Genomic DNA, 23,494 nt, shown 5'->3' on the forward strand with positions numbered 1-23,494 from the left:
GAGCCGCTGTACTCGAATACTGTGTCGAGTTCAGCGGCTCTCGCCCAGCGGGACGAGGAGTTGCACGTCTCGTGACCCGGGCATGAGCTGAATTCGTCGAAACTTGAGCGAGACGTCGGTGACGTGCTCGCCCGGCAGGAACAGCGACGTGTTGCTGAGAAGCACATTGTCATGGCGACCAACGAGTACCAACTCGTCGGCGCAACTGAGCAGGGTGGGCAGGAGTTCCGCCTCAAGGTCCTCGGCCTGTATGTCATTGCCGACCGCGCCCACGCGTTTGCCCTGCACATCTGCCGGAACGGTGAGTGTCAAGACGTACGCCTCGACACCCAGGTAGTCGATGTACGGCCCGACGAGTGCAGGAATGCCCTCGCTATACGCTCGAATGAACCACTCATGCTGCTCATAGTCGTAGTATCGGTCGGCTCCGGGCACGACCCCAAAAGAATACCGCGCGAATCGGGTCTCATCTTCCCGTACCCACCACTCGAGGTGGCCATTGGGCGTGCCGAGCGCAGAGTGCGCAAAGATGAGGCCGCACCCGTCAACAACAAGGTTGTCAGCCAGGTGATGCGCCGCGATCCCTTTGAGCTTGCGACGACTCGTCTCGGAAAGATCCAGCAGCCCGCTCTCATCGAATCGCAACAGTTCAGTGAGACGAGTGGCAAGGCCCTGCAGGCTGACAAACCGGTCGTCGAACCAGCGACCGAGGGTCTCGACGACGGTCTCAAGCGTCTGCTGTGTAAGTCCCGGTACCGGATTCGCATTCATTGGACGCCTCCAGCTTCGGGCGCGCGCTCTCGGGGAGACGTGTGATGGGGTAACACGAGCTTCGCGTCGATGATGCTGCGCACGTTACGCATGGCGTGTTCCTCGGCAAGTCGTTGCGCCTCGGATGGCTTCTGCTGTTCGATTGCCATGATTAACGCGAGGTGCTCGTTGAAGGCCTCTTGTGACGAGGCGTGCGATGTCTCCGTGCACCACAGGAGTGGCCCAATCTCAGTTTGCAGCCGCTGCTCGGCGGTTAAGAGACGTTGAGATTGACTCAGTACCGCGATCTCGACGTGAAAGCGATTGTCGGTGAGCGAGAGTTCCTGCGCGCCTCGTGACTCTCGAGCGCGAAACGCGAGTTCAGCGAGACGAGTGTGTTTTCCGGGCGGGATGCGCTCGGCAGCGAGCCTGGCTGCCATTCCAGAGATAGCCCCATGCTCGTCAGCGAAGTCGCGCAGCTGCACCACGCTGATGCGGTGAAGCGCAGAAATCAGGGTGTCGGAGGAGGGAAAGAGCGCCTGCACCACGAACGTGCCGCCGTTGCGCCCGCGCCGGGTTTCGACCACACCCTGAGCGCGCAACTGAGCTAGAGCCTTGCGCAGGGTCGCAACCGCGATCCCGAACTGGCTCGCCAGCTCAGCCTCGGGTGGTAGCCGTTCGCCCACCCGCAGCATGCCGAGCGAGATCGCCGACGAAATGCGTTCAGCAATTCCCCGGACCTGATGCCCGGGCTGCTCGCCTTCTGCGTGGAGGTCGGCGCTGCTCAGCAGCGGCTGCTGGACGGAGATGGTCGGGCCTTCCTGCTACTCCGACCCGAGGTGCAGAGCGCGCTGTAGCAGACTTTCCTGCTCCACCGCGTGCACCTTTGCCGACCCCGTTGACGGGGCTGCCGAGGCTGGTCTGGACACCACGCCGATCCTGTCGCTTGCCAGCTGCTTGGAGAGCGCGAGAGAGAAGAAGGGCCAGGCGCCCTGGTTCTCGGGTTCGTCCTGCACCCACACCACTTCCGCTCCTGCGTAGCGTTCCTGCCCAAGCGTGCGGACCAGTTCCGCGACCGGAATCGGGTAGTACTGCTCGATCCGAACAATCGCGATGCGCGGGTCCGGGTTCTTTTCGAGCGCCGCGCGGAGATCGTAGTACACCTTGCCCGAGGTGAGCAGCACCCGCTTGACGCCCGAGTCCGCCGCCTGCGCATCGTCAATCACGGTCTGGAACCCGCCCGTGGTGAAGTCCTCGACGCTCGATGTCGCGCCACGCAGACGCAGCATTGACTTTGGCGTGAACACGATCAGCGGCTTCCGAGGACGGGCGTAGGCCTGCCGGCGAAGCAGATGAAAGTAGTTTGCAGGGGTGGACGGGCGCGCCACGATCATGTTGTCTTCTGCGCACAACTGCAGATACCGCTCGATGCGCGCCGACGAGTGATCTGGCCCCTGGCCCTCGTAGCCGTGGGGGAGCAGCATGACCACCGAGGATTGCTGGCCCCACTTCTGCTCTGCGGCACCAATGTACTCGTCAATGACGCTCTGGGCACCGTTGGCGAAATCGCCGAACTGCGCTTCCCAGAGCACGAGTGCGTCCTCGCGCTGCAAGGAATAGCCATACTCGTATGCGAGCGCGGCGTACTCAGAGAGGAATGAGTCGTAGATCCAGAATCGGCCCTGATCTTCCGAGAGGTTGAGCAGCGGGAGCCATTCTTGACCGTTGGCGCGGTCGTGGAAGACGGCGTGACGCTGCGCGAAGGTGCCGCGCCTCGCGTCCTGACCCGCGAAGCGCACCGAAGTGCCTTCCATGAGCAGGGACCCGAGTGCGAGTAGTTCGCCGTATCCCCAGTCGATCCCACCCTGTTTGCTCATCTCGGCGCGCTTGTTCAGCAGCTGCTGCAACTTCTGGTGCACAGTAAAGCCCTCGGGCGGATGAGCGTGCGCCTCACCGATGCGCTCAATCACGCTGCGATCCACTGCCGTCTCAAGGCTCTGGATGACGGGGATCTCAGAGGTAGCCGGCCCACCGATGCCGCTCTGATCAATGATCGGAATGGCGCCAGTCTGCGCGGCGTGCGTCTCCATGAAGGCCTGCTCCAGGCGGCTCTGGAAATCCTGCTTCGCCTTGTCGTACTCTTCCTCGGTGATGTCGCCGCGACCGACCAAGCCCTCGGTGTAGAGCTTTCTCGTCGACCGCTTCGCCTCGATGAGGTCGTACATCAGTGGCTGCGTCATCGAGGGATCATCGCCCTCATTGTGTCCGCGGCGCCGGTAGCACACCAGGTCGATGATGACGTCGCGATGGAACCGCTGCCGGTACTCGTAGGCGATCTTGCCTACCCGAACGACGGATTCAGGGTCGTCGCCATTGACATGGAAGATCGGTGCCTGCACGACCTTGCCTACATCAGTTGAGTAGATTGCCGTGCGAGAATCCTGCGGCAAGGTCGTGAACCCGACCTGGTTGTTGATGACGATGTGGATCGTGCCGCCCGTGCGGTAGCCGCGCAGTTGCGACATCTGCAGCGTCTCGTAGACCACGCCCTGGCCAGCCATCGCTGCGTCGCCGTGGATGAGGATCGGCAGCGTCGTGAACGAGCCGATGGGCTTGAGGTCTTGCTTTGCGCGCACGATGCCTTCGAGCACGCCGTTGACCGTCTCGAGGTGCGAGGGGTTTGCTGCCAGATGAACGGGCACCTGGGTGCCGTTGGGTGCGGTGAAGACTCCCGAAGTTCCGAGGTGATACTTCACGTCACCAGAGCCGCCCTTGGCGGATTGCGTGCCCTCGAACTCACGGAAAATCTGACCGTAGGTCTTTCCGGCGATGTTGCTGAGAACGTTGAGTCGACCGCGGTGGGCCATACCCATGTCGACGCTGTCGACGCCATCTTCTGCGGCATCGATCAGCATTGCATCCAGCAGCGGGATGACCGATTCGCCACCCTCGAGGCTGAATCGCTTCTGGCCGACGTATTTCGTCTGCAGGAAGGTCTCGAATGCTTCGGCCTCGTTGAGCTTCTCGAGGATACGCATCTGCTCGTCATGGCCAGGCTTCGCGTATGGAACCTCAATCTGCTCACGGAACCATGCCCGCTGCTCGGGATCTTGAATGTGCATATACTCGATGCCGATCTTGCGGCAGTAGGAGTCGCGAAGCACACCGAGGATGTCGCGCAGTCGCATGGTCCGCTTGCCGCCAATGCCGCCGGTGACGAATTCGCGATCAAGATCCCAGAATGTCAGGCCGTGATTCTCGATCTCGAGATCGGGGTGCGTGCGCTGGACATACTCAAGTGGATCGATGTCTGCCATGAGATGACCGCGAACCCGGAAGGAGTTGATCAGCTCTTGCACGCGAGCAGATTTGTCGACCTGACCCGACACATCGACGTGAATGTCGCTGGCCCACTGCACCGGCTTGTAAGGGATTCGCAGGGCGGCGAAAATTTCTTCGTAGAAGCTGTGTCCGCCAATGAGGCGCTCATGCACCTTCTTCAAGAACTCGCCGCTGCCAGCGCCCTGTATCACTCGGTGATCGTAGGTGCTGGTGAGAGTGATGGTCTTCGAGATGCCGAGATTTGTGAGGGTCTCTTCCGCGGCACCCTGGAACTGGGCCGGGTATTCAAGTGCGCCTGCACCGATGATGGAGCCCTGCCCCTGCATCAGTCGAGGAATCGAGTGAACCGTACCAATTCCACCCGGATTGGTGAGCGAAATCGTCGTCCCCTGGAAATCCGCCGCTGCAAGTTTGCCATCGCGGGTGCGCTTGACGAGATCTTCGTAGGCTGCCAGGAACTCGTTGAAATCGAGCGTTTCAGCGCGCTTAATCGAGGGGACGAGGAGTGCGCGGGTACCATCCGGCTTCGGTACGTCGATCGCGATCCCGAGCCCGATGTGCGCGGGCACCACGATGGAAGGCTTGCCGTCTACCTCTTGGTATGACACGTTTTGGCTGGGGAATGTCTTCAGCGTCTGGATCAGCGCCCAGGCAATGAGATGGGTGAAGGACACCTTGCCGCCGCGGCTACGACGCAGATGGTTGTTGATGACAATTCGGTTGTCGATCAGGAGCTTCGCGGGTACCGTGCGCACGCTCGTCGCAGTCGGAACGAGGAGGCTCTGATCCATGTTCTTAGAGAGCGTTCGCGCCATGCCCTTGAGGGGCGTGACCGTGTCTTCTTCGGTCTGCGTCGCGATCGCCTCGGTAATCGGCGCCTTTCGCGGTGCGTCGGCTGGAATCGGCGCGGAGCGTGGGGCCACATTCGTTGTTCGAGAGGGTTGCACGGTCGCCGTAGTGCCCGTCACCGGAGCTGCGATATCGGGCTGCTCACCGGAGTCAGGAAGCGGTGCCGCGTGCGCAGCCGCCTGAACTGGGGCGCTGGCAGGCACGTTCTCTGAGGTTGTGGTTCCCGCGTACTTTTCAAGCACCGGCCACCAGGAGCGATCGACCAGGTTCTTGTCGATTGAGTACTGTTTGAACAGCTCATCGACCAACCAAGCATTCGCACCAAACTCTTCTGCGGAGCCTCCGTTGCCAGAGACGTGGGTCCGCTCAGCCAAAGCGATGTCCTCTCATAGTGATGACGCGCGGGAGTACCCGCTAGAGCACTCGCAGCCACACTGCACGCTCGGGGTCTAGCCTACTTCTTTTGGTTGAGTCGCGTGCGTTCCTTCGAGACACTCAGGGACGTCGCTGCTAGAGTACAAACAATTATGGACGTACCCTCTCGAAGACCGTCGGACCCTCCGAGTACCTGCCGCGCTGACGCGCGGCATCTTGCACGGAGGCAGGGATGAACGAGTGGTGGTTGCTCGGCATCGGGCTGGTGCTCACCTTTGGCACAGGAATCTTCGTAGCTGCGGAGTTTGCCTTGGTGGGGCTGGACCGGCAAGAAATTGAGCGACGGCGCGACGCGGGAGAACTCGGCCTCGATCGAATCATCAAGGGCCTGAAGATCACGTCCACGCATCTGTCGAGTGCACAGTTGGGCATCACCCTCACGACGTTGCTCGCCGGATATACCCTGGAACCCGCACTGAGCGCATTTCTCTCGGGTCCGCTCGGCGCACTCGGTGTGCCGGAGGACTTGCGGCGCACGATTAGTGCGCCTATCGCTATTCTCATCGCGACGCTCCTGTCAATGGTGGTGGGCGAACTCGTACCGAAGAATTTTGCACTCGCGAGACCGTTGCAAACTGCGAAAGTCGTCATGCCGGCTCAGGCAGTCTTTACCACGGTGTTCAAGCCGGCAATTCTTCTCCTCAACGGCGGCGCGAATGGCCTCCTGCGCTCCATCGGCATTGAGCCCAAAGAAGAACTATCGGGAGCCCGCACCGCGGAAGAACTGTCGTCTTTGGTGCGACACTCAGCAAGTGCTGGCTTTCTCGAGGCCGACACCGCGACCCTGCTGGGCCGCACCCTTCGCTTCGCCGAACGTGCGGCAGTCGATGTCATGACGCCGCGAACACGCGTGGAGAGCCTGCACCGACTCGACCCCGCGCAAGCCGTGCTGGAGCTGTCCGGGCGCACGGGATTCTCAAGGTTTCCCGTGATTGACGAGGATCGGGACGATGTCGTTGGCGTGGTGCACGTGAAACAGGCGGTCGCGGTTCCACGCGCCAAGCGGGCGGAGGTGCCGGTGGCCGCGCTCGTAGAGGAGGCGGTCCGCGTGCCCGAGACGATGCGGCTCGACCAACTCCTCGAGGAACTCCGCACCCGCGGGTTTCAGATGGCCATTGTTGTTGACGAGTATGGCGGAACCGCGGGCATCGTGACCCTTGAAGATCTCGTCGAGGAGATTGTCGGTGAGGTGGCGGACGAGCACGATCGTGCCCGTGCCGGTGTGGTCGGTACTGCCGCTGAGATGACGTTTCCTGCTGATCTGCGACCAGACGAGGTGCGCGAGCAAACCGGGATCGAAATTCCAGATGGCGACGACTACGACACCGCGGCGGGTTTCGTGTTGATGACGCTGGGGCGCATCCCGGTGGCCGGAGACGAGGTCAACCTCGACGACGGGGCGAGGCTCCGCGTCGATCGAATGGAAGGCCGTCGTATCTCTCGTCTGCGATATCTGGGTGCGCCGGTTCCCTCTGACGCCGAAGAACCCTCGAGAGCCGTCGAGGCGCAGGCTGAGCCGCGCCCGCTCGAGGGAGGCACGCAATGAGCGACTGGCTGGGAATTCTTTGGTTGGTGGTGCTACTCATCGCGAACGCATTCTTCGTGGGAGCGGAATTCGCGGTCATCTCGGCGCGCCGGTCGCAGATTGAGCCGAAGGCTGAGGCCGGCTCCAAACGTGCGAAAACGGCGCTGTGGGCGATGGAACACGCCACGCTCATGCTTGCGACGAGTCAGCTCGGAATCACCGTGTGTTCGCTGCTCATTCTGAATGTGTCTGAGCCCGCGATCCACCATCTGCTTGAGGGCCCACTTGCGTGGACCGGGCTCTCTGCGCAGGCCGTGAGCATCACCGCCTTCGTGATCGCCCTGCTCCTCGTGACCTACCTGCACGTGGTGTTTGGCGAGATGGTGCCGAAGAACGCGGCGTTTTCCATGCCCGATCAAGCGGTGCTCCTGCTTGCACCGCCGCTCGTTGCCGTCTCGAAGCTCTTTGGCATCGTGATCTCGGCACTCAACGCGATCGCCAACGGCGTGCTGCGCCTGTTTGGGGTCGAGCCGAAATCGGAGACGAACAGCACCTATACGCTCGAAGAAGTCGCGAACATTGTGAGCCACTCAACGCGCGAGGGAGTGCTTGAGGATCGAACCGGCGCGCTGATCGCTGCGTTTGAGTTCACCACAAAGCGTGCGATAGATCAGGTGGTTCCTGCCGACCGACTGGTGGTCTTGCCCTGGGGGTCAACCCCCGAAGATGTCGAAGCCGCGGTCACACGGCACGGCTTTTCCCGCTATCCGATCGAGGACGCAGGGGGCGAGTTCATTGGGTACGTGCACATAAAAGACCTGCTGAGGCTCGGTGAAGAGCGGATCGCCGAACCGATCCCCCCGAAGCGGATCCGCGATATGCTCACCGTGCACGCCGAACTCGACCTCGAGGATGTACTCGCCCGCATGCAGGCCAAGGGGGTGCACCTGGCACGCGTGATCGACTCCGAGGGCACACTGCTCGGCATCATGTTTCTTGAGGACGTGATTGAGGAGCTCGTGGGCGAGGTGCATGACGCGACCCGGAGGCAACGCTTCCAATAACTGGGCTCAGGCCGGATCAAAGTGCTAGGAGCCGCCGGAGCTGCGCACTCACCAGCTCGTGCTCGATGAGGAAGGCGTCGTGACCAAAGGGCGAGTCGAGTCGTGTCGCGGTGTCACCATCGAGGCTGCCGGGGGCGTGCCGCGCGATCTGATCCTGACCTGCGATTGTGAAGAGTCGATCGCTTGGGATGCCGAGCACCAGGGTCGGCATGGTGAGCTGGCTGAGCGCGTCGACCACACCTCCACGGCCACGACCGACATCGTGCGAGTTCATCGCCTGTACTAGCGTGAGGTAGCTGTTCGCATCGAATCGTCGGGTGAACTTGTTGCCATGGAAATCCAGGTACGATTCTACGGCGAAGCGACCGCCACCCCCCAGCGGGCTGACTGCGGATTGCCAGGCCCGACCGAACCGTTCGTCAAGCTCGGTGTGGCTGCGATAATTCAGCAACGCGAGGCGACGCGCTGTGGCGAGGCCGTGGTGCGGGCCGACACCATCCGGCGCGTCATAGTAGTTCCCCCCGCGATACGCGGGATCTGAGCGGATCGCTTCTAGCTGTACCAGGTTCAACCCGATCTGGTCGGCTGTCGTGACTGGCGGGGCTGCGATCACCGCGAGTCGTTCCAGGCGATCGGGGTAGATGAGCGCCCATTCCAGTGCGTGCATGCCACCCATCGAACCGCCGACGACCGAGTGGAAACGTTCAATTCCGAGTGTGTCGGTGAATGCAGCTGTGGCGTGCACCTGATCGCGAATCGTGAGGTACGGAAAGCGGCTGCCCCACTCGTGACCGTTGGGGTCAAGGCTCGCGGGCCCGGTCGAGCCCTGACAGCCGCCGAGCACATTCGGAGCGATCACGAAATACTTGCTGGTATCGAGTGCCTTCCCCGGGCCGACAATCTCAGACCACCAGCCGTCGGTCGAATGCCCAGGGCCAGCCTGGCCCACCAGATGACTGTCTCCGGTGAGGGCGTGAAACACCAGCACGGCGTTGTCACGGGCGGCGTTCAGCTCGCCGAAAGATTCGTAGGCCATGCGCACGTGGGGGAGTTCTGGCCCGGCTTCGGTCTGGAATGCGCCAATAGACACGAACTGGCGCTCGCCCACGGGGTCGCCATCGCGCCAACCGCCGCTGATCGGCGGTCTGCCGTACAGCGCACGCAGCTGAGCGTCAGTGATGAAATCCGTCGGAAACGAATCCTCGGGTGTCTGCCAGTCCATAGCTCCCTATTCTGTCGGGGTTTCGTCGCCAGCGTCGCCACAGATGCCAAAGCGGGCGACTCCACTGGGGAGGCGCCCGCCCGAGGCATGCCAGCGGGTACCCGAAGGGATCCGCCGACTCTGAGTTACTTACGCGCCGGCGCGGGCCTCTGCAACTACCGCGCGAGCAGCGGCGAAGCCCTGCTCAAGATCCGCCTTCAGATCTTCGACGTTCTCGATGCCCACTGAGAGGCGGACGAGGCCTGGGGTCACGCCCGCGGTGAGCTGCTGCTCAGGGGTGAGCTGCGAATGCGTCGTGGATGCGGGGTGAATGATGAGGCTCCGCACGTCGCCGATATTGGCGAGGTGACTGAACAGCTCAACACTCTCGACGAGAGCCTTGCCCGCGTCAACGCCGCCCTTCAGCTCGAACGAGAGCACTGCGCCCACGCCCTTTCGAGCGTATTCGTTGGCTGCGGCGTACCACGGGCTTGAAGGGAGACCGGCGTAGAACACGTTGGCGACATCATCGTGGTTCTCAAGCCACTCGGCGATTTCCTGTGCGTTCTGCACGTGGCGCTCAATGCGCAGCGAGAGCGTTTCAATGCCCTGCAGCAGCAGCCAGGCGCTGTGCGGGGCGATCGCTGAGCCCAGGTCGCGGAGCAGCTGCACGCGAGCCTTGATGATGTAGGCGGCAGCATCGCCCACCGCGGCGGTGTAGCTCGCGCCGTGGTATGAGGGATCGGGCTCGGTGAGACCTGGGAACTTCTCAACGTTCTTCGACCATTCGAACTTACCGCCATCGATGATGGCGCCACCGAGAGTCGTGCCGTGGCCGCCGAGGAACTTTGTCACCGAGTGGATGATGATGTCGGCACCGTACTCGAAGGGGCGAATGAGGTACGGGGTAGCGATGGTGTTGTCGACGATCAGTGGCACGTGGTTTTCGTGGGCCACGTCTGCGACCGTGCGGATGTCGAGAATGTTCACACGGGGATTTCCGACGGTCTCTGCGAAGAACAGCTTCGTGTTCGGGCGCACGGCGCGCTGCCACTCCGCGGCATCATCCTGGTTCTCGACGAAGGTGACCTCGATGCCGAGCTTTGCGAGGGTGTACTTGAAGAGGTTGTACGTGCCACCGTAGATCGAGCTTGACGACACGATGTGGTCACCCGACTCGGCAATGTTCAATACCGCGAAGGTCGAAGCGGCCTGCCCGCTGGCGAGCAGGAGTGCTCCCGTGCCCCCTTCTAGCGCGGCGAGGCGCTCCTCGACCACGGCCTGCGTCGGGTTCATGATGCGGGTGTAGATGTTGCCAAATTCGGTCAGCGCAAAGAGGTTCTTGGCGTGCTCGGTGCTGTTAAACACGTAGGAAGTGGTCTGATAGATCGGCACCGCGCGAGCGTTGGTCGTCGGGTCGGGCTGCGCACCTGAGTGCACCTGCTTGGTCTCGAAGTGCCAGTTCTGCTCAGTCATGGAAGCTCCCTAGAAGAAGAGTGGGTGAAGGATGGAAGACGGTGCCGGGAAATGATGGCCTCAGGCAAGAGTAGGAATCATCTGCACACGTGGCAAGGTGGTGCGACACGGAGTGTCACACACCGCTATTGTCGCGGTGAAGAATGACCCCGAGATTCACCCAAGAATTCACCCAAGAATTCACCCAAGAAATCGCCCGAAAAACTCGTGCGCGATCCGCTGAGGGGATCGCGAAAAGAATAAACTGCGAATGCCGCAACAATTTTGCCGCGCGGCCGGCACTTACCCTGAGGGGAATGCGACTATGTCGTTCTGGACAACAATTTGGGACACCATCTGGTGGTTCATCACATTCTTCATTTTCATCGCCTACCTCATGGCGTTGTTCTCGATCATCACCGACCTGTTCCGTGACCGGAAGCTCGGCGGGTTCGCGAAGGCGATTTGGTTCATCTTCCTCATCTTCCTGCCCTTCCTCACTGCGATCATCTACCTCATTGCCCGGGGAAGCGGCATGGGTGAGCGTGCACAGGCGCAGGCTCAGCAGATCCAGCATGCGCAGGAGGAGTACATCCGCCAGGTCAGCGGTGGTGCCGCAGCTGAGATTGCTGAGGCAAAACGTCTCCTCGACGCGGACGCCATCACCCCTGAGGAGTACGCCGCGTTGAAAGCAAAGGCGCTCGCATAGCGCATGCGGCACGCCGAGGAGTCGCATTTCCACCACGAGATGCAAGTTCATAGTGGAAATGCGACTCCTCGGATATGCCCCTCGACATGCATTCGCGAGAGAGGTATGTCAGAAGACGAAAGTGGGAAATTGGAGGGTAGGGACTTATAGACAAGTCCCCCCGAGGCGCATCATTGGCGTGGCCTCGATATTGCTGCTCACACATGAGGGTGAGGCGTATCTGCGGTCAAATTATCCACAGTTGACGGGAAGCCCAGCTGGCGAGGTTTCGCACCAAGCAGGCTGGCGGAATGACTCCGACTCAGCGCATTCTCCCTCCCGAACTCGGTTCCACTTTCACCGTTGCCGACGCGCTCACTCGCGGAGTGACCCGACGGCAGCTTGATCGCTCGGGCCTGGTCAGGGTGTTCCATGGCGTTCGAGCCCGTGAGGGCACTGAAGCTGATTCCCTGCCGCGTGCATTTGCCCCTCGATTGCGCACTGGCGAGTGCTTCAGCCACGTCACCGCGCTCACACTGCTTGGCTGTCCAGTTCGCGGCGGCGAATCCCTTCACGTGTGTGTGGCAGCCCCGCACACTCGTAACCGGACCCGAGGCATCATTGGCCACCGGCACACGGCTGGATTCATCCCGCACTTCGCCTCGGGTGGTCTCCCCGTCGTGCCGCCGCTGCTCGCGCTCCAGCAGAGTGCATCCTTGCTTGAACTCAAGGAACTGATTGTCGCGATGGATCACCTTGTCCTCGCAGGACCATATCGTGAGCCCACTCTTCGTGTGGAGGAGATTGCTGCCGTGATCGAGCGTTCCTCAGCGCGTGGCGTGCGGCAGCTGCGCCGAGCCCTGGAACTCGCCCGTGTCGGAGCTGAATCACGGATGGAGACGTTGACGCGGCTACTCCTCGCCGCATATGGGCTCGACACTTTCTTCGTGCTGCAACAAGAGGTCTTTGACCAGGCCGGATTCATCGGCAGATTCGATCTCGTCGATGAGGATAGAAAGCTGATCATCGAGTATGACGGTGAGCAGCACCGTCTGAACAGGGTTCAGTACCTGAAAGACGACGAGAGGCTGGAGCGTGCCCGTGCCGCGGGGTATAGAGTCATTCGATTGCGCTTTGAAGATGTGGTTCGGTACCCATCTCGGACTGCCGCAAGGATCGCGACTCACATGGGGCTTGAAGTGAGGCTTCGGCGCGATGCGAGAGAACTGCTCCTGTCATAAACCTCCTGAGTGCTTCCCGTAGGTGCTTCGCCCGCGATGCTGTGCAGCTCCTGGGTGCTGCGGCAGCTGAGGTAGCCAGGCAATTTGCCCGGCACGAAGGGTGGAGAGTTCATCGAGGAGTCGCATTTCCACCAGGAGCCTTCGAAAGATCGTGGAATTGCGACTCCTCGGTGAGTGAGGTGCGCGGTACGCTGCACGAAAGAGACAGCGGATCGAGATCTTTGGGCGGGGATGCGAATGGGCAATCAAGTCAAGCGAGTGGTGGTCACCGGGGCGAGTTCGGGTATCGGTGCGGCGGCTGTGCGTCGCTTCTCGGAGCATGGGTGGCAGACCGTCGCTGTGGCCCGCCGAGCCGATCGGCTGGCTGATCTTGCCTCGGAGACCGGGGCGCATGTCATCGTGTGCGATGTGACCGATGAGGCGCAAGTGGATCGCATGGCCGCCGAGGTCGCTGCGACCGGGGGCGCGGACGCACTCGTGAACAACGCCGGGGGAGCACTCGGGGTGGACTCGATCGAGCGGTCATCCAACGAAGACTGGCGAAAGATGTTCGAGGTGAACGTGATCGGGCTGCGCACGGTCACCGCGGCACTCCTTCCGGTGCTCCGCGACGCGGCGCGCTCACACGGTTGGGCCTCGATCCTGAACGTCACCTCTACGGCCGGGCATGATGCCTACCCAGGAGGTGGCGGCTACAACGCCGCCAAGTTTGCCGCTCACGCGGTCACCGAAGTGTTGCGGCTGGAACTCGCGGGCGAGCCCATTCGTGTCATGGAGCTCGCCCCCGGCCTCGTGCACACGGAGGAATTCACCCTGAACCGGGTGCGCGGGGATGCCGAGGCAGTAGCCCGAACGTACGCCGATGTCATCCCACTCTCGGCCGAGGAAGTCGCACGTGTTCTGGTGGGCGCATTCGAGCAGCCTCCGCACGTCAATCAAGACCTGATCGTGCTGCGCCCTGTCGCGCAGTCCAGTGTCTTTCACACGCACCGCGGAGAACTCGTCCCGCGATCCACCCAGTGACGGTGAAACTGTCTGACCTGGTTGCCGAGGGGGGTATCGCCGAAGACTGGGCTGCGGCTCTTGCCCCCGTCGCGAAGGAACTTGATGACCTCGACGTGTTTGTTCGTCAAGAACAGGCGGCGGGACATCAGGTTTTGCCTGCACCTGAGCGGATCATGGCCGCGTTTCGGCAACCTCTCGCCCAAGTGCGTGTGCTCATTGTGGGGCAAGACCCGTACCCCACGCCGGGGCACCCGATCGGGTTGTCGTTTGCGACCGCTCCCGACGTGCGTCCCCTGCCTCGCAGCCTCGCCAACATCTATCGCGAGCTTCGCGACGACCTGGGTATCGAACCCGCACCGCACGGAGACCTCACCCCGTGGGCAGAGCAGGGCGTGATGCTGCTGAATCGCGTGCTCACCGTGAGCGCGGGTGCCGCGGGATCGCACCGCGGGAAGGGATGGGAGGCGGTCACAGACTGTGCGATCCGTGCCCTGGTCGCCCGTCACGCCCCGCTGGTCGCGGTGTTGTGGGGAAACGATGCGCGGCGGATCAGCCCGCTGCTTGGCGACACCGCGCGAATCGAGAGCGCGCACCCCTCACCGCTGTCGGCCGCGCGGGGCTTCTTCGGGTCGCGACCGTTCAGCTGCGTGAATGAGTCCCTTGTGCGGCAGGGCACCAATCCCATCGCGTGGGGGCTGCCTGAACGTGCGCATCAGCAATGAGCGGGTGCGGTGAGAGCGCGAGTGGTTATGATCGCGGCATGACTGATGCAGTGCTGCTCGAAATCGACCATGGCCTCGCCCGGATCACCCTGAGCCGCCCGGACCGGCTGAACGCATTTAACGCCGACATGGCCGAGGGGTGGGCCCGGGCGACCCGCGAGGCGGTGGCCCGAGAAGACGTCCGTGCGATTCTGGTGCGGGCAGAGGGTCGCGCTTTCTGCGCGGGTGGAGATGTCAAAGCCATGGCGGAGATGGCGGATCGTGGCGAGCAAATGACGGCCCTCGCTCGACGCATTAACGATGGGATCCGTGCGCTGGTTGAGTCGTCGGTTCCGGTCGTCGCGGCGGCTCAGGGCACCACCGCTGGTGGTGGGCTGGGCATTCTGCTTGCGAGCGACTATGCAGTCACTGGCATGAGCTCAAAGATCGGCAGCCTGTACGCCAACGTGGGGCTGTCTCCCGATCTGTCGGTATCGGCGCTGCTCGGGCGCGCGGTGGGTGAGCGCCGTGCGCTCCAGCTCACCCTGCAGGAGCGACTCCTGTCTGCCCAGCAGGCGCTCGACTGGGGCCTCGTCGCAGAGGTGGTCCCAGACGACGCGGTGAGCGCACGTGCGGAGGAGATCGCCAGCCACTGGGTTCAAGGCGCGGCAGACGCGTTCGGGCAGGCGAAGCGGTTGCTTCGCGCCGCTCCCGACCGCGCATTTGCCGCGCAGCTTGACGATGAGGCGATGACGATCGGGAGGTTGTCTCTCGGCCCAGAAGCCGAGGCCCGCATTACGGCATTCGCGAAGCGATAGGTTCCCGGAAGAGTTAGCCGAGCGGCGTGCGAGTGTTCAATGCTTCCAGGAGCGCTCGCTCGCTCTTGATCGTTCCGGGATTTCGTCTGAGCCACGGGCGGAGCACGCGGGTCACGAGCGGCATCATGAAAAACGTCATGATCGGCACCAGCAGGGTGACAGTGAGAACGGACCGCAGAGGAATCGCGAGATCGTCCCACCACCCCAACTGTGAGACGGCGAGGGAGACCAGCAGGTTCAGAGGAAACATGCCCAGCCAAATGGCCACGGCCTGTTTCCATCGCAACGGCGCGGAGCGCACCCCAATCGTGCGCACGGCTCCGGTCTGCACATCGACCGAGTGGCGCAGCTCGGGCCCGTCAAACCACCCCTCGATGCCAGTTCGGCTTTGAACCGTTGCGTCAAGCACGAGTGGATCGCCGCTCCGCAGCCACTTCTGTCGCTCACGGGAGTGCTCCCAGTCAGTGAGCGACTCTTCGTCGCTGAAGCGATAGGTCATGTGCAGCACGTTTTCGTTCTCGGCATCTCGCATGACGCCGACCCCCAGGCAGCCGTGATGCCTTCGCGCGAGGCTGAGGCCCTGGTCGATCCACGCCACCCCGTCTCCCAGGGAGGTGGGGGAGAGCTCTCGCCTGACCGAAACTGTCACTGGATTCGCCATGACCTCATTGCACCGCACCCGTGTGTCGTGCAGGTTTCAGCGTGTATCCAATGCGTGACTCCGGGGTTACGTTTGCGGGTCGCTCCGCTTCGCGGCGCAGGGTGCGAAGATGGTGTCGTGAATATTGTGCTCGGGGTGACCGGCGGCATCGCCGCATACAAGGCCGTATTGCTCGCTCGGTTGTTCGTTGAGGCCGGTCACGAGGTACACGTGGTGCCGACGGCCGACGCCCTGCGCTTTGTCGGGCTTCCGACCTGGGAGGCGATCAGCCGCCACCCGGTGACGTCGTCGGTGCACGACGATGTTCCCGAGGTGCGCCACGTCGCACTCGGACAGCGGGCCGACCTGGTGGTCGTGGCCCCCGCAACCGCGAACACGCTCGCTCGCATGGCGGCTGGTCTTGCCGACGACCTCCTTGGCACCACCCTGCTCGCCACCACTGCCCCCGTGCTCGTCGCGCCGGCGATGCACACCGAGATGTGGCAGCACGCCGCAACCCAGCACAACGTCGAGACGCTCCGCGGCAGGGGCATCGCGTTTGTCGGCCCAGACAGCGGCCGACTCACGGGCGACGACAGCGGCCCGGGTCGCATGAGCGAGCCGACGCAGATCTTTGCGGCGGCACAGTCTCTCTTGGCGGGTCGGCATCCACACGCCTCCGAGTCGCAGATCATAGTGGATCAGCCCACCTCCGATCTCGCGGGCCTCACGGTGCTCGTCAGTGCCGGGGGCACCCGCGAGCCGATCGACCCGGTGCGCTACCTCGGCAATCGCTCAAGTGGCCGGCAGGGCGTGGCGATCGCCGCCGCCGCCGCGGCTCGGGGCGCGCAGGTGGTGCTCCTTTCCGCCAACGTTGACGCTTCCGTGCTTGGCGAGGTGGGGGAGCGATCCACTACGCGCGTCGTTCCGGTCGGCACGGCGGCAGAGCTCGAGGCCGCTGCGCGCACGGAGGCTGCCGGCGCAGACGTCATCATCATGGCAGCCGCAGTGGCCGACTATCGGGTGGCCGAGGTGTCGGAAGGGAAACTTCGCAAGGAGGACACGGGCGGCACGCCTCCCACACTCCAGCTGGTTGAAAACCCAGACATCCTGCGGGGTTTGGTCGTCTCCCGGGCCCCGGGCCAGACGATCGTGGGTTTCGCCGCAGAGACTGTCGAGGGTGAGGATGAGTTGCTGGAGCGTGGGCGGCGCAAGCTCGCACGAAAGGGCGTGGATCTGCTCGCGGTCAATGCGGTGGGGTGGATCGAGGGTTTCGAGTCGGCAGGCAATACCCTGTATATTCTGGACCGAACTGGCGAAGTCGTGCGTCGAATCAATGGCACCAAACGCGAGACTGCAGATGGACTACTCGACTCGGTCTTGGCAGTGCGTCTCGCACGTGATATTCTGTAAGGCCGGGCTCGCCCGGAATTGATAATTCCATAGCGTGTGATGTGAATGCCCCGCGAGGCCAGAAACACTCCGGTGTTTGGGTCTTGCACTCACGGGGCCGATCGGTTTCGACACGTCGTTTTGAGACTGTGAGAAGCGGGTCGAGGACGCGGAGTTATCTCGTAAACGCCCTTCGCAAACTATAGGTGCCAACGTTAAGCGCACCGACTTCGCTCTCGCTGCCTAAGCACGAGACCGAGTCCGTCAGGCCGGGTGTGCCTCCGCCCCGGTTTTCCTGACGTCATCTAGGAGGCTTGCTGGTGCGTTGCGTTTCAGGGCGTACCGGGACTTTTACTGTGACGGGGCCCGTCGCACTAGGTGTTCGTGACAAAGAGCGGGGCCGAGTAGAACGTCTGCACGAAATACACCCGTAGAAGGCATGGAATCATCGAAGTGGACCGGGGTTCAATTCCCCGCGGCTCCACGAGCTTCACATCACACGCTTGGGAATTGGAAATAGGTGAGGGGCCACCCAGTGGGTGGCCCCTCACCTATTTCATTTCCGTGCGGGGCGACCGCCCACCGTGCGGGCTAGCGATCCACGATCTCTGCGCCCTCGGGGAGCTTCGCGCCGAGCGGCAGTCGTACGGTCATGAACTGCTGCCCCGCTGCGGCGGGAGATGGCTGCGCGGTAGTGGCTTGGGACGGAGAAGAAGCTGCTGGCGAGTGATCCTGATCCGTCATTGGAGCGACAGCGCGCTTGACCACCCTCGGCGACGCGTGGCCCATCTTGTCGATCCAGGCGAGCGCGAGGGCCGAGACGATGAACGCCAGGTGGATCGCGACCTCCCACATCACGCCCTCGCCGGAGTAGATCACGCGGCCATCGGCACCGGTGACGATTCCGCCGTCCATACGACCCACCTCGATGAAGGTCTTCAGGAGGTGAATCGAGGAGATCGAGATGATCGAGACGGCGAGCTTGACCTTCAGGAGGTTTGCGTTGACGTGCGACAGCCAGTCGGGCTCGTCGTGGTGGCCAGCAACACGGATCTTCGAGACGAACGTCTCGTAGCCGCCGATGATCACCATGATCAGCAGGTTCGCGATCATCACGATGTCGATGAGCGCGAGCACGCTCAGCATGACCTCGGTCTCGGTGAAGTGGCCGTTTATGATCGCGGTTTCGATGAGGTGCCAGAGCTCGACGAAGAAGAGCACCACGTAGATGGCCTGAGCGATGATCAGTCCCAGGTACAGGGGCGCCTGTAGCCAGCGACTCGCGAAAATGAATCCAGCGAGGGTGCGCGAGGCTAGGCCCGGGCCGGGTAAGGCCGTATCACTGACGGATGAGGTGCGAAACTCGCTCACTGGAGTCCTTTCGAGGCGGATGTCGGAGATAAGCGTAGCGACGCGTATCTCGGGGTTGCCTGAGCAAGTTAGACTTACCGCTGCGAAGGGGAGTATTCCGTTTTGCTCGTATCGTCATCACGCTGGGCTCCGTAGCCCTGCCGGTGCGGGCTCGGCTTCTGCCGGGAAGAGACCTTCGGTCATTCGCGCACCACCCACACCGAAGGTGAACCACCCGATAGTGACTACCGTTCTTCCGCTCTGGTTTGAGATCGGCTCGATGATCGTGCTCGTTGCGATCCTCCTCATCGATCTCCTGCTCATCATTCGACGCCCGCACGCCCCATCGATGAGAGAGGCGAGCCTGTGGGTGGGTTTCTACGTGTTGCTTGCGCTCATCTTTGCCGGTGCCATGTTCATTCTCGGCGATGTGCAGCACGGCACCGAGTTTCTGGCGGGTTGGCTGACCGAGTACAGCCTGTCGATTGACAACCTCTTCGTCTTCGTGATCATCCTGACCCGATTCGGGGTGCCCATTGCGTACCAGCAGCGTGCCCTGATGATCGGCATCATTCTGGCGCTGATCTTCCGTGGCGTCTTCATTTTGGTGGGTGCCGCGCTGATCGAGAACTTCAGCTGGGTCTTTTACATCTTCGGCGCCTGGCTCATCTACACCGCGTGGCAGCAGGCGAGCCACGACGATGGCGAGGGGGACGGCGAGAGCTGGTTCGTGCGGCAGATCAAAAAGGTTGTGCCGTTTTCTGACCACTTTGACGGCGGCAAGCTGCGTACAACCGTCGATGGCAAGAAGATGTGGACGCCGTTCCTCCTGGTCCTCATCGCCCTGGGCACCACCGACCTGCTCTTCGCGCTCGATTCGATCCCCGCGATCTTTGGCATTACCCAGAGCCCGTTTATCGTGTTTACCGCGAACCTCTTCGCGCTCATGGGGCTGCGCCAGCTCTACTTCCTCCTGGGTGGCCTACTCGATCGCCTGATCTACCTGAAGTACGGCATCGCCTTCATTCTCGCCTTCATTGGCGTGAAGCTCGTGCTGCACGCCATGCACGTGAACGAACTCCCATTCATCAACGGTGGCGAACACATTGAATGGGCACCCGAGATCAGCACCTGGGTGTCGCTCGGCGTAATCGTCGCCGCGATGGCGGTCGCGACGGTCGCGAGCCTCCTGAAGATTCGTCGGGATGCGCTCGCATCGGGCGAGCGGCGAGTGCCACGCGGTGCCCCGGTGCAGCCGAAGCAAGACGACGGCGCACAGCACTAGCCAGTGGATCGTGTACCGCCGCCCCGGGTGTGGCGGTACACCCCGGGGCTCGCTGCGATCCCGCACGGCACCCGGTGATAGACTCTCGGCATGCGTACGCGGCAGCTCCTCCTTCCTTGCCGCGACGGGGTGTAGCTTTCGGCCCTCCCGTCGCGGAGTCCAGGCATGGCCGACCCATTCGCGCAGTTGCGCACCGAGCCACGAAGTAGAGATGCACATTCATGACTGAGCAACAGACCAACCCCCGCCCCCGCACCCTGGCAGAGAAGCTGTGGGACGACCATGTGGTTGTGAAGGGCGAAAACGGTGACCCCGATCTGATCTATATCGATCTGCACCTCATTCACGAGGTAACGAGCCCGCAGGCCTTTGACGGACTGCGCGTGGCGGGTCGCCCACTACGGCGTGTCGATCTCATGATCGCGACGGAGGATCACAACACTCCAACCCTCAATATCACGCGGCAGATCGAGGATCCCATCAGCCGCCTGCAGATTGAAACGCTGCGTCAGAACGTCGCCGAGTTCGGCGTGCGTGCCCACCCGCTGGGCGACAAAGAGCAGGGCATCGTGCACGTCGTCGGGCCGCAGCTGGGCCTCACGATGCCGGGCATCACCGTGGTGTGTGGCGACAGCCACACGTCGACGCACGGCGCGTTTGGCGCGCTCGCCTTCGGGATCGGCACGAGCGAGGTCGAGCATGTCATGGCGACGCAGACCTTGCCTTTGAAACCGTTCAAGACGATGGCGATCAACGTCGAGGGCGAGTTGCGCCCCGGTGTCACCGCGAAAGACATCATTCTCGCGGTCATCGCGAAGATCGGTACCGGCGGCGGTCAAGGGTACGTGCTCGAGTATCGGGGGAGCGCCATTCGTGGCCTGTCGATGGACGGGCGGATGACGATTTGCAACATGTCGATCGAGGCCGGCGCCCGCGCCGGAATGGTCGCCCCCGACGAGACGACCTTTGCCTATCTCGAGGGTCGCCCGCACGCGCCGAACGGCGCGAACTGGGATGCGGCGGTCGAGTATTGGAAGACGCTGCCCACCGACGAGGGCGCCGTGTTTGATGCCGAGGTCTTCATCGATGCGAACGAGTTGGAGCCCTTCGTGACGTGGGGCACGAACCCGGGCCAGGGCGTGCTGCTGAGCGATCGGGTGCCCAATCCGGCGGACATCGCTGATCCGAATCAGCGCGCCGCGGCCGAGCGTGCACTCGAGTACATGGATATTGCGGCGGGTACCCCAATGAAGGAGATCGCGGTCGACGCGGTCTTCATGGGGTCGTGCACGAACAGTCGCATGGATGATTTGCGCGAGTTCGCGAGCATCATCAAGGGCAAGCAAATAGCCGACGGCGTGCGTCTGATGGTGGTGCCCGGCTCTGCGCGGGTGCGGCTGGAGGCAGAGGCTGAGGGGATCGACAAGATCGTCGAGGAATTCGGCGGTGAGTGGCGATTTGCCGGGTGCTCGATGTGTCTCGGGATGAACCCCGATCAGTTGGCACCGGGTGAGCGATGCGCGTCGACCTCGAACCGCAATTTCGAGGGGCGCCAGGGCAAGGGCGGGCGGACGCACTTGGTGTCGCCGCTGGTCGCGGCGGCTACCGCCATTCGCGGCACGCTCTCGAGCCCGTGGGATCTGCAGTCAGACGAAGCGCGCGGTATCACGCACGACAAGGTAGGGGCGTAATCATGGAGAAGTTCACGACGTTGACCGGCGTTGCTGTTCCGTTGAAGCGCTCGAATGTCGACACCGATCAGATCATTCCGGCGGAGTTCTTGAAGCGCGTCACGAAGACGGGGTTTGAAGACGCGCTGTTCTTTCACTGGCGTCAAGACCCGGATTTTGTGCTGAATCGGCCCGAGTATTCGGGTGCCGAGGTGCTCGTCGCGGGTGCCGATTTTGGTACGGGTTCCTCGCGTGAGCACGCGGTGTGGGCCTTGCGCGACTATGGCTTCAAGGTCGTAATTTCGCCCAAGTTCGCCGATATTTTCCGTGGAAATTCCGGCAAGCAGGGTTTCCTCGCCGCGGAGGTCGAAGAAGCCGACGTGCAGCGGATCTGGGAGTTTCTCGATGCTCACCCGGGTGCGCCGGTGACGGTGAGTCTGGAAGATCGCACGGTGACCGCCGGGGAACTCACGGTTCCTTTCCAGATTGATGACTACACTCGGTGGCGGCTGATCGAGGGGCTCGACGATATCTCGTTGACCCTCCGCGACGAGCAGGCGATCACGGATTTCGAGGCGAAGCGTCCGTCCTGGATGCCCACCACACTTCCGGCACACACGGCCTAATTTCGAATGAACGGCGGCGACACCATCGAAGACAGCGCGATTTCACAGACTGACGCTGACGAGGGCCTGAAACAGGACGCTCGGAAGGCGGGTGCCCGGGTGGGCCTGACCTCTGACGAGATCATCATCAAGGGTGGGCGGCCACTGAAGGGTCGCATTGAGGTGCGCGGAGCCAAGAACCTCGCCACCAAAGCGATGGTTGCGGCATTGCTCGGAAAGTCACCCAGCGTGCTGCGCAATGTGCCAAATATCTCGGACGTGCGCGTCGTCGCCGGACTGCTCGCCCTCCATGGCGTGCTCATTACTCGGGGCGAAGACCCGGGTGAATGGCGCCTCGATCCCTCGAACGTCGAGCAGGCGCATCATGCCGACATCGACGCGCACGCCGGCTCGTCGCGTATCCCGATCCTCTTCTGCGGGCCGCTGCTGCATCGACTCGGGAAGGCCTTCATTCCCGACCTCGGCGGTTGCCGCATCGGGGATCGTCCCATCGATTTCCATCTCGACGCGTTGCGACAGTTCGGTGCGGTCATCGAGAAACTGCCCAGCGGGATCAGCCTCACCGCCCCCGGCGGACTCAAGGGTGCGAACATTGAGCTGCCCTATCCCTCCGTGGGAGCAACGGAGCAGGTGCTGCTGACCGCTGTGCTCGCCGAGGGGCAAACGGAGTTGCGCAACGCCGCCATAGAACCTGAGATTGTCGACCTCATCTGCATTCTCCAGAAGATGGGCGCCATCATCTCGATGGAGCCCAACCGAGTGATCTTCATCGAAGGTGTCGAGGAGCTTCAGGGCTACACGCATCGTGCGATCTTCGACCGCAACGAGGCCGCCAGCTGGGCGGCTGCCGCGCTGGCCACCAAGGGCGACATCTTCGTCGGCGGCGTCGAACAAGAAGAGATGATGACCTTCTTGAACGTGTTCCGCAAGGTCGGCGGTGCGTTTGACGTGCAAGACGACGGCATTCGCTTCTGGCACCCGGGTGGTGCGCTGAAGCCGGTTACGATCGAGACCGACGTGCACCCTGGCTTCATGACCGATTGGCAGCAGCCGCTCGTGGTCGCGCTGACCCAGGCCGAGGGAGTCTCGACGATCCACGAGACCGTCTACGAGAACCGGTTTGGGTTCACGGATGCGCTCAACACGATGGGCGCGAACATCGTGGTGTATCCGGACGGACTTGCCCATGAGGATCGCCGCGTGCTGCGCCGTGAGTTTGAGCAGGCCGCGGTCATCACCGGCCCCACCCCGCTGCACGGTGCCGACATTGAGGTGCCCGACCTGCGCGGTGGGTTCAGCCACCTCATCGCCGCTCTGACTGCAGAGGGGCAGAGCAAGGTCAGTAATCTCGGCATCATTTCGCGCGGGTACGAGAATTTCATTGAGAAGCTGCGCCTCCTCGGTGCCGACTTCGTGTTCGAGAGCTGAGTTCGCGCGTCCATGCACGCTGATTCTGG

19 protein-coding genes and 1 other RNA gene are annotated in these 23,494 nt (G+C 62.6%); 13 read left to right on the forward strand and 7 right to left on the reverse strand.

Going from position 1 to position 23,494, the window contains the following annotated elements:
• Nucleotides 1-30: 30 nt before the first annotated feature.
• From ACTNFK_RS04820 to ACTNFK_RS04830, 3 genes are all read right to left on the reverse strand, one after another.
• Complete coding sequence (locus tag ACTNFK_RS04820) at nucleotides 31-771, reverse strand: cache domain-containing protein (protein ID WP_435936276.1); 741 nt, start codon at nucleotides 769-771, stop codon at nucleotides 31-33.
• Complete coding sequence (locus ACTNFK_RS04825; protein ID WP_445117198.1) at nucleotides 768-1,445, reverse strand: FadR/GntR family transcriptional regulator; 678 nt, start codon at nucleotides 1,443-1,445, stop codon at nucleotides 768-770. Before ACTNFK_RS04825 ends, ACTNFK_RS04820 begins: the two co-directional genes overlap by 4 nt.
• Before the next feature lie 129 nt (nucleotides 1,446-1,574).
• Nucleotides 1,575-5,315 (reverse strand): multifunctional oxoglutarate decarboxylase/oxoglutarate dehydrogenase thiamine pyrophosphate-binding subunit/dihydrolipoyllysine-residue succinyltransferase subunit, encoded by a 3,741-nt coding sequence (locus ACTNFK_RS04830; protein ID WP_435936277.1) that lies wholly within the window; start codon nucleotides 5,313-5,315, stop codon nucleotides 1,575-1,577.
• 233 nt (nucleotides 5,316-5,548) lie between these two features.
• Here ACTNFK_RS04830 and ACTNFK_RS04835 point away from each other — a divergent pair, with 233 nt between their 5' ends.
• Both ACTNFK_RS04835 and ACTNFK_RS04840 read left to right on the forward strand, forming a co-directional pair.
• Nucleotides 5,549-6,922: a hemolysin family protein gene (locus ACTNFK_RS04835; protein ID WP_435936278.1), complete on the forward strand. Its 1,374-nt coding sequence runs from the start codon at nucleotides 5,549-5,551 to the stop codon at nucleotides 6,920-6,922.
• The gene (locus ACTNFK_RS04840; protein ID WP_435936279.1) at nucleotides 6,919-7,965 is read left to right on the forward strand and encodes a hemolysin family protein; all 1,047 of its coding nucleotides are present in this window, start codon (nucleotides 6,919-6,921) and stop codon (nucleotides 7,963-7,965) included. Before ACTNFK_RS04835 ends, ACTNFK_RS04840 begins: the two co-directional genes overlap by 4 nt.
• Before the next feature lie 16 nt (nucleotides 7,966-7,981).
• Here the strand turns inward: ACTNFK_RS04840 and metX are convergent, their stop codons facing one another.
• Together metX and ACTNFK_RS04850 are read right to left on the reverse strand one after the other, a co-directional pair.
• Nucleotides 7,982-9,187 (reverse strand): homoserine O-acetyltransferase MetX, encoded by a 1,206-nt coding sequence (gene metX, locus ACTNFK_RS04845; RefSeq protein ID WP_435936280.1) that lies wholly within the window; start codon nucleotides 9,185-9,187, stop codon nucleotides 7,982-7,984.
• A 129-nt stretch (nucleotides 9,188-9,316) separates the two neighbouring features.
• Nucleotides 9,317-10,642, reverse strand: a complete 1,326-nt coding sequence (locus tag ACTNFK_RS04850; protein WP_433645877.1) for a bifunctional o-acetylhomoserine/o-acetylserine sulfhydrylase — start codon at nucleotides 10,640-10,642, stop codon at nucleotides 9,317-9,319.
• 304 nt (nucleotides 10,643-10,946) lie between these two features.
• Here ACTNFK_RS04850 and ACTNFK_RS04855 point away from each other — a divergent pair, with 304 nt between their 5' ends.
• The 5 genes from ACTNFK_RS04855 (at nucleotide 10,947) to ACTNFK_RS04875 (ending at nucleotide 15,074) form a co-directional block, all read left to right on the forward strand.
• Nucleotides 10,947-11,330, forward strand: a complete 384-nt coding sequence (locus ACTNFK_RS04855) for a PLDc N-terminal domain-containing protein (protein WP_433645876.1) — start codon at nucleotides 10,947-10,949, stop codon at nucleotides 11,328-11,330.
• A gap of 290 nt (nucleotides 11,331-11,620) precedes the next feature.
• The gene (locus ACTNFK_RS04860; protein ID WP_433645875.1) at nucleotides 11,621-12,550 is read left to right on the forward strand and encodes a DUF559 domain-containing protein; all 930 of its coding nucleotides are present in this window, start codon (nucleotides 11,621-11,623) and stop codon (nucleotides 12,548-12,550) included.
• Between the two features lie 237 nt (nucleotides 12,551-12,787).
• Nucleotides 12,788-13,573 carry an SDR family oxidoreductase gene (locus ACTNFK_RS04865; RefSeq protein WP_433645874.1) on the forward strand — a complete coding sequence of 262 codons (786 nt, stop codon included), beginning with the start codon at nucleotides 12,788-12,790 and terminating at the stop codon, nucleotides 13,571-13,573.
• On the forward strand, nucleotides 13,570-14,277 hold the full coding sequence (locus ACTNFK_RS04870) for a uracil-DNA glycosylase (protein WP_435936281.1): 708 nt from the start codon (nucleotides 13,570-13,572) through the stop codon (nucleotides 14,275-14,277). The genes ACTNFK_RS04865 and ACTNFK_RS04870 overlap by 4 nt, the downstream gene beginning before the upstream one ends.
• 38 nt (nucleotides 14,278-14,315) lie before the next feature.
• Nucleotides 14,316-15,074, forward strand: coding sequence for an enoyl-CoA hydratase/isomerase family protein (locus ACTNFK_RS04875; protein WP_435936282.1), 759 nt, complete (start codon nucleotides 14,316-14,318; stop codon nucleotides 15,072-15,074).
• Nucleotides 15,075-15,087: 13 nt separating this feature from the next.
• Here ACTNFK_RS04875 and ACTNFK_RS04880 read toward each other — a convergent pair whose 3' ends face one another.
• Entirely contained in the window at nucleotides 15,088-15,735 is a 648-nt protein-coding gene (locus ACTNFK_RS04880) for an antibiotic biosynthesis monooxygenase (RefSeq protein WP_435936283.1), read from the reverse strand.
• A 117-nt stretch (nucleotides 15,736-15,852) separates the two neighbouring features.
• Here ACTNFK_RS04880 and coaBC point away from each other — a divergent pair, with 117 nt between their 5' ends.
• Nucleotides 15,853-17,127 carry a bifunctional phosphopantothenoylcysteine decarboxylase/phosphopantothenate--cysteine ligase CoaBC gene (gene coaBC / locus ACTNFK_RS04885; protein WP_435936284.1) on the forward strand — a complete coding sequence of 425 codons (1,275 nt, stop codon included), beginning with the start codon at nucleotides 15,853-15,855 and terminating at the stop codon, nucleotides 17,125-17,127.
• A gap of 93 nt (nucleotides 17,128-17,220) precedes the next feature.
• Nucleotides 17,221-17,593, forward strand: a transfer-messenger RNA (tmRNA) gene (ssrA, locus tag ACTNFK_RS04890).
• 104 nt (nucleotides 17,594-17,697) lie between these two features.
• Here the strand turns inward: ssrA and ACTNFK_RS04895 are convergent.
• On the reverse strand, nucleotides 17,698-18,477 hold the full coding sequence (locus ACTNFK_RS04895; protein WP_435936285.1) for a TIGR00645 family protein: 780 nt from the start codon (nucleotides 18,475-18,477) through the stop codon (nucleotides 17,698-17,700).
• Nucleotides 18,478-18,697: 220 nt separating this feature from the next.
• Between ACTNFK_RS04895 and ACTNFK_RS04900 the strand changes: the two genes are divergently transcribed.
• The 4 genes from ACTNFK_RS04900 (at nucleotide 18,698) to murA (ending at nucleotide 23,465) form a co-directional block, all read left to right on the forward strand.
• The gene (locus tag ACTNFK_RS04900) at nucleotides 18,698-19,741 is read left to right on the forward strand and encodes a TerC family protein (protein ID WP_433645868.1); all 1,044 of its coding nucleotides are present in this window, start codon (nucleotides 18,698-18,700) and stop codon (nucleotides 19,739-19,741) included.
• A 221-nt stretch (nucleotides 19,742-19,962) separates the two neighbouring features.
• Nucleotides 19,963-21,432: a 3-isopropylmalate dehydratase large subunit gene (gene leuC / locus ACTNFK_RS04905; RefSeq protein ID WP_435936286.1), complete on the forward strand. Its 1,470-nt coding sequence runs from the start codon at nucleotides 19,963-19,965 to the stop codon at nucleotides 21,430-21,432.
• 2 nt (nucleotides 21,433-21,434) lie between these two features.
• A complete protein-coding gene (gene leuD, locus ACTNFK_RS04910) occupies nucleotides 21,435-22,037 on the forward strand; it encodes a 3-isopropylmalate dehydratase small subunit (RefSeq protein ID WP_435936287.1) in 603 nt (200 codons plus the stop codon).
• A gap of 6 nt (nucleotides 22,038-22,043) precedes the next feature.
• Entirely contained in the window at nucleotides 22,044-23,465 is a 1,422-nt protein-coding gene (gene murA, locus ACTNFK_RS04915) for a UDP-N-acetylglucosamine 1-carboxyvinyltransferase (protein WP_435936288.1), read from the forward strand.
• Nucleotides 23,466-23,494 lie beyond the last annotated feature (29 nt).

The organism is Leucobacter fengyongliangi, assembly GCF_052386045.1.

Coding starts and splice junctions, on each gene's coding strand:
- ACTNFK_RS04840 (WP_435936279.1), top strand. CDS start 6,919: ATGAGCGACTGGCTGGGAATTCTTTGGTTGGTGGTGCTACTCATCGCG.
- ACTNFK_RS04855 (WP_433645876.1), top strand. CDS start 10,947: ATGTCGTTCTGGACAACAATTTGGGACACCATCTGGTGGTTCATCACA.
- leuD (WP_435936287.1), top strand. CDS start 21,435: ATGGAGAAGTTCACGACGTTGACCGGCGTTGCTGTTCCGTTGAAGCGC.
- leuC (WP_435936286.1), top strand. CDS start 19,963: ATGACTGAGCAACAGACCAACCCCCGCCCCCGCACCCTGGCAGAGAAG.
- ACTNFK_RS04850 (WP_433645877.1), bottom strand. CDS start 10,642: ATGACTGAGCAGAACTGGCACTTCGAGACCAAGCAGGTGCACTCAGGT.
- murA (WP_435936288.1), top strand. CDS start 22,044: ATGAACGGCGGCGACACCATCGAAGACAGCGCGATTTCACAGACTGAC.
- ACTNFK_RS04820 (WP_435936276.1), bottom strand. CDS start 771: ATGAATGCGAATCCGGTACCGGGACTTACACAGCAGACGCTTGAGACC.
- ACTNFK_RS04865 (WP_433645874.1), top strand. CDS start 12,788: ATGGGCAATCAAGTCAAGCGAGTGGTGGTCACCGGGGCGAGTTCGGGT.
- ACTNFK_RS04825 (WP_445117198.1), bottom strand. CDS start 1,445: ATGCTGCGGGTGGGCGAACGGCTACCACCCGAGGCTGAGCTGGCGAGC.
- ACTNFK_RS04875 (WP_435936282.1), top strand. CDS start 14,316: ATGACTGATGCAGTGCTGCTCGAAATCGACCATGGCCTCGCCCGGATC.
- ACTNFK_RS04835 (WP_435936278.1), top strand. CDS start 5,549: ATGAACGAGTGGTGGTTGCTCGGCATCGGGCTGGTGCTCACCTTTGGC.
- metX (WP_435936280.1), bottom strand. CDS start 9,187: ATGGACTGGCAGACACCCGAGGATTCGTTTCCGACGGATTTCATCACT.
- ACTNFK_RS04860 (WP_433645875.1), top strand. CDS start 11,621: ATGACTCCGACTCAGCGCATTCTCCCTCCCGAACTCGGTTCCACTTTC.
- ACTNFK_RS04880 (WP_435936283.1), bottom strand. CDS start 15,735: ATGGCGAATCCAGTGACAGTTTCGGTCAGGCGAGAGCTCTCCCCCACC.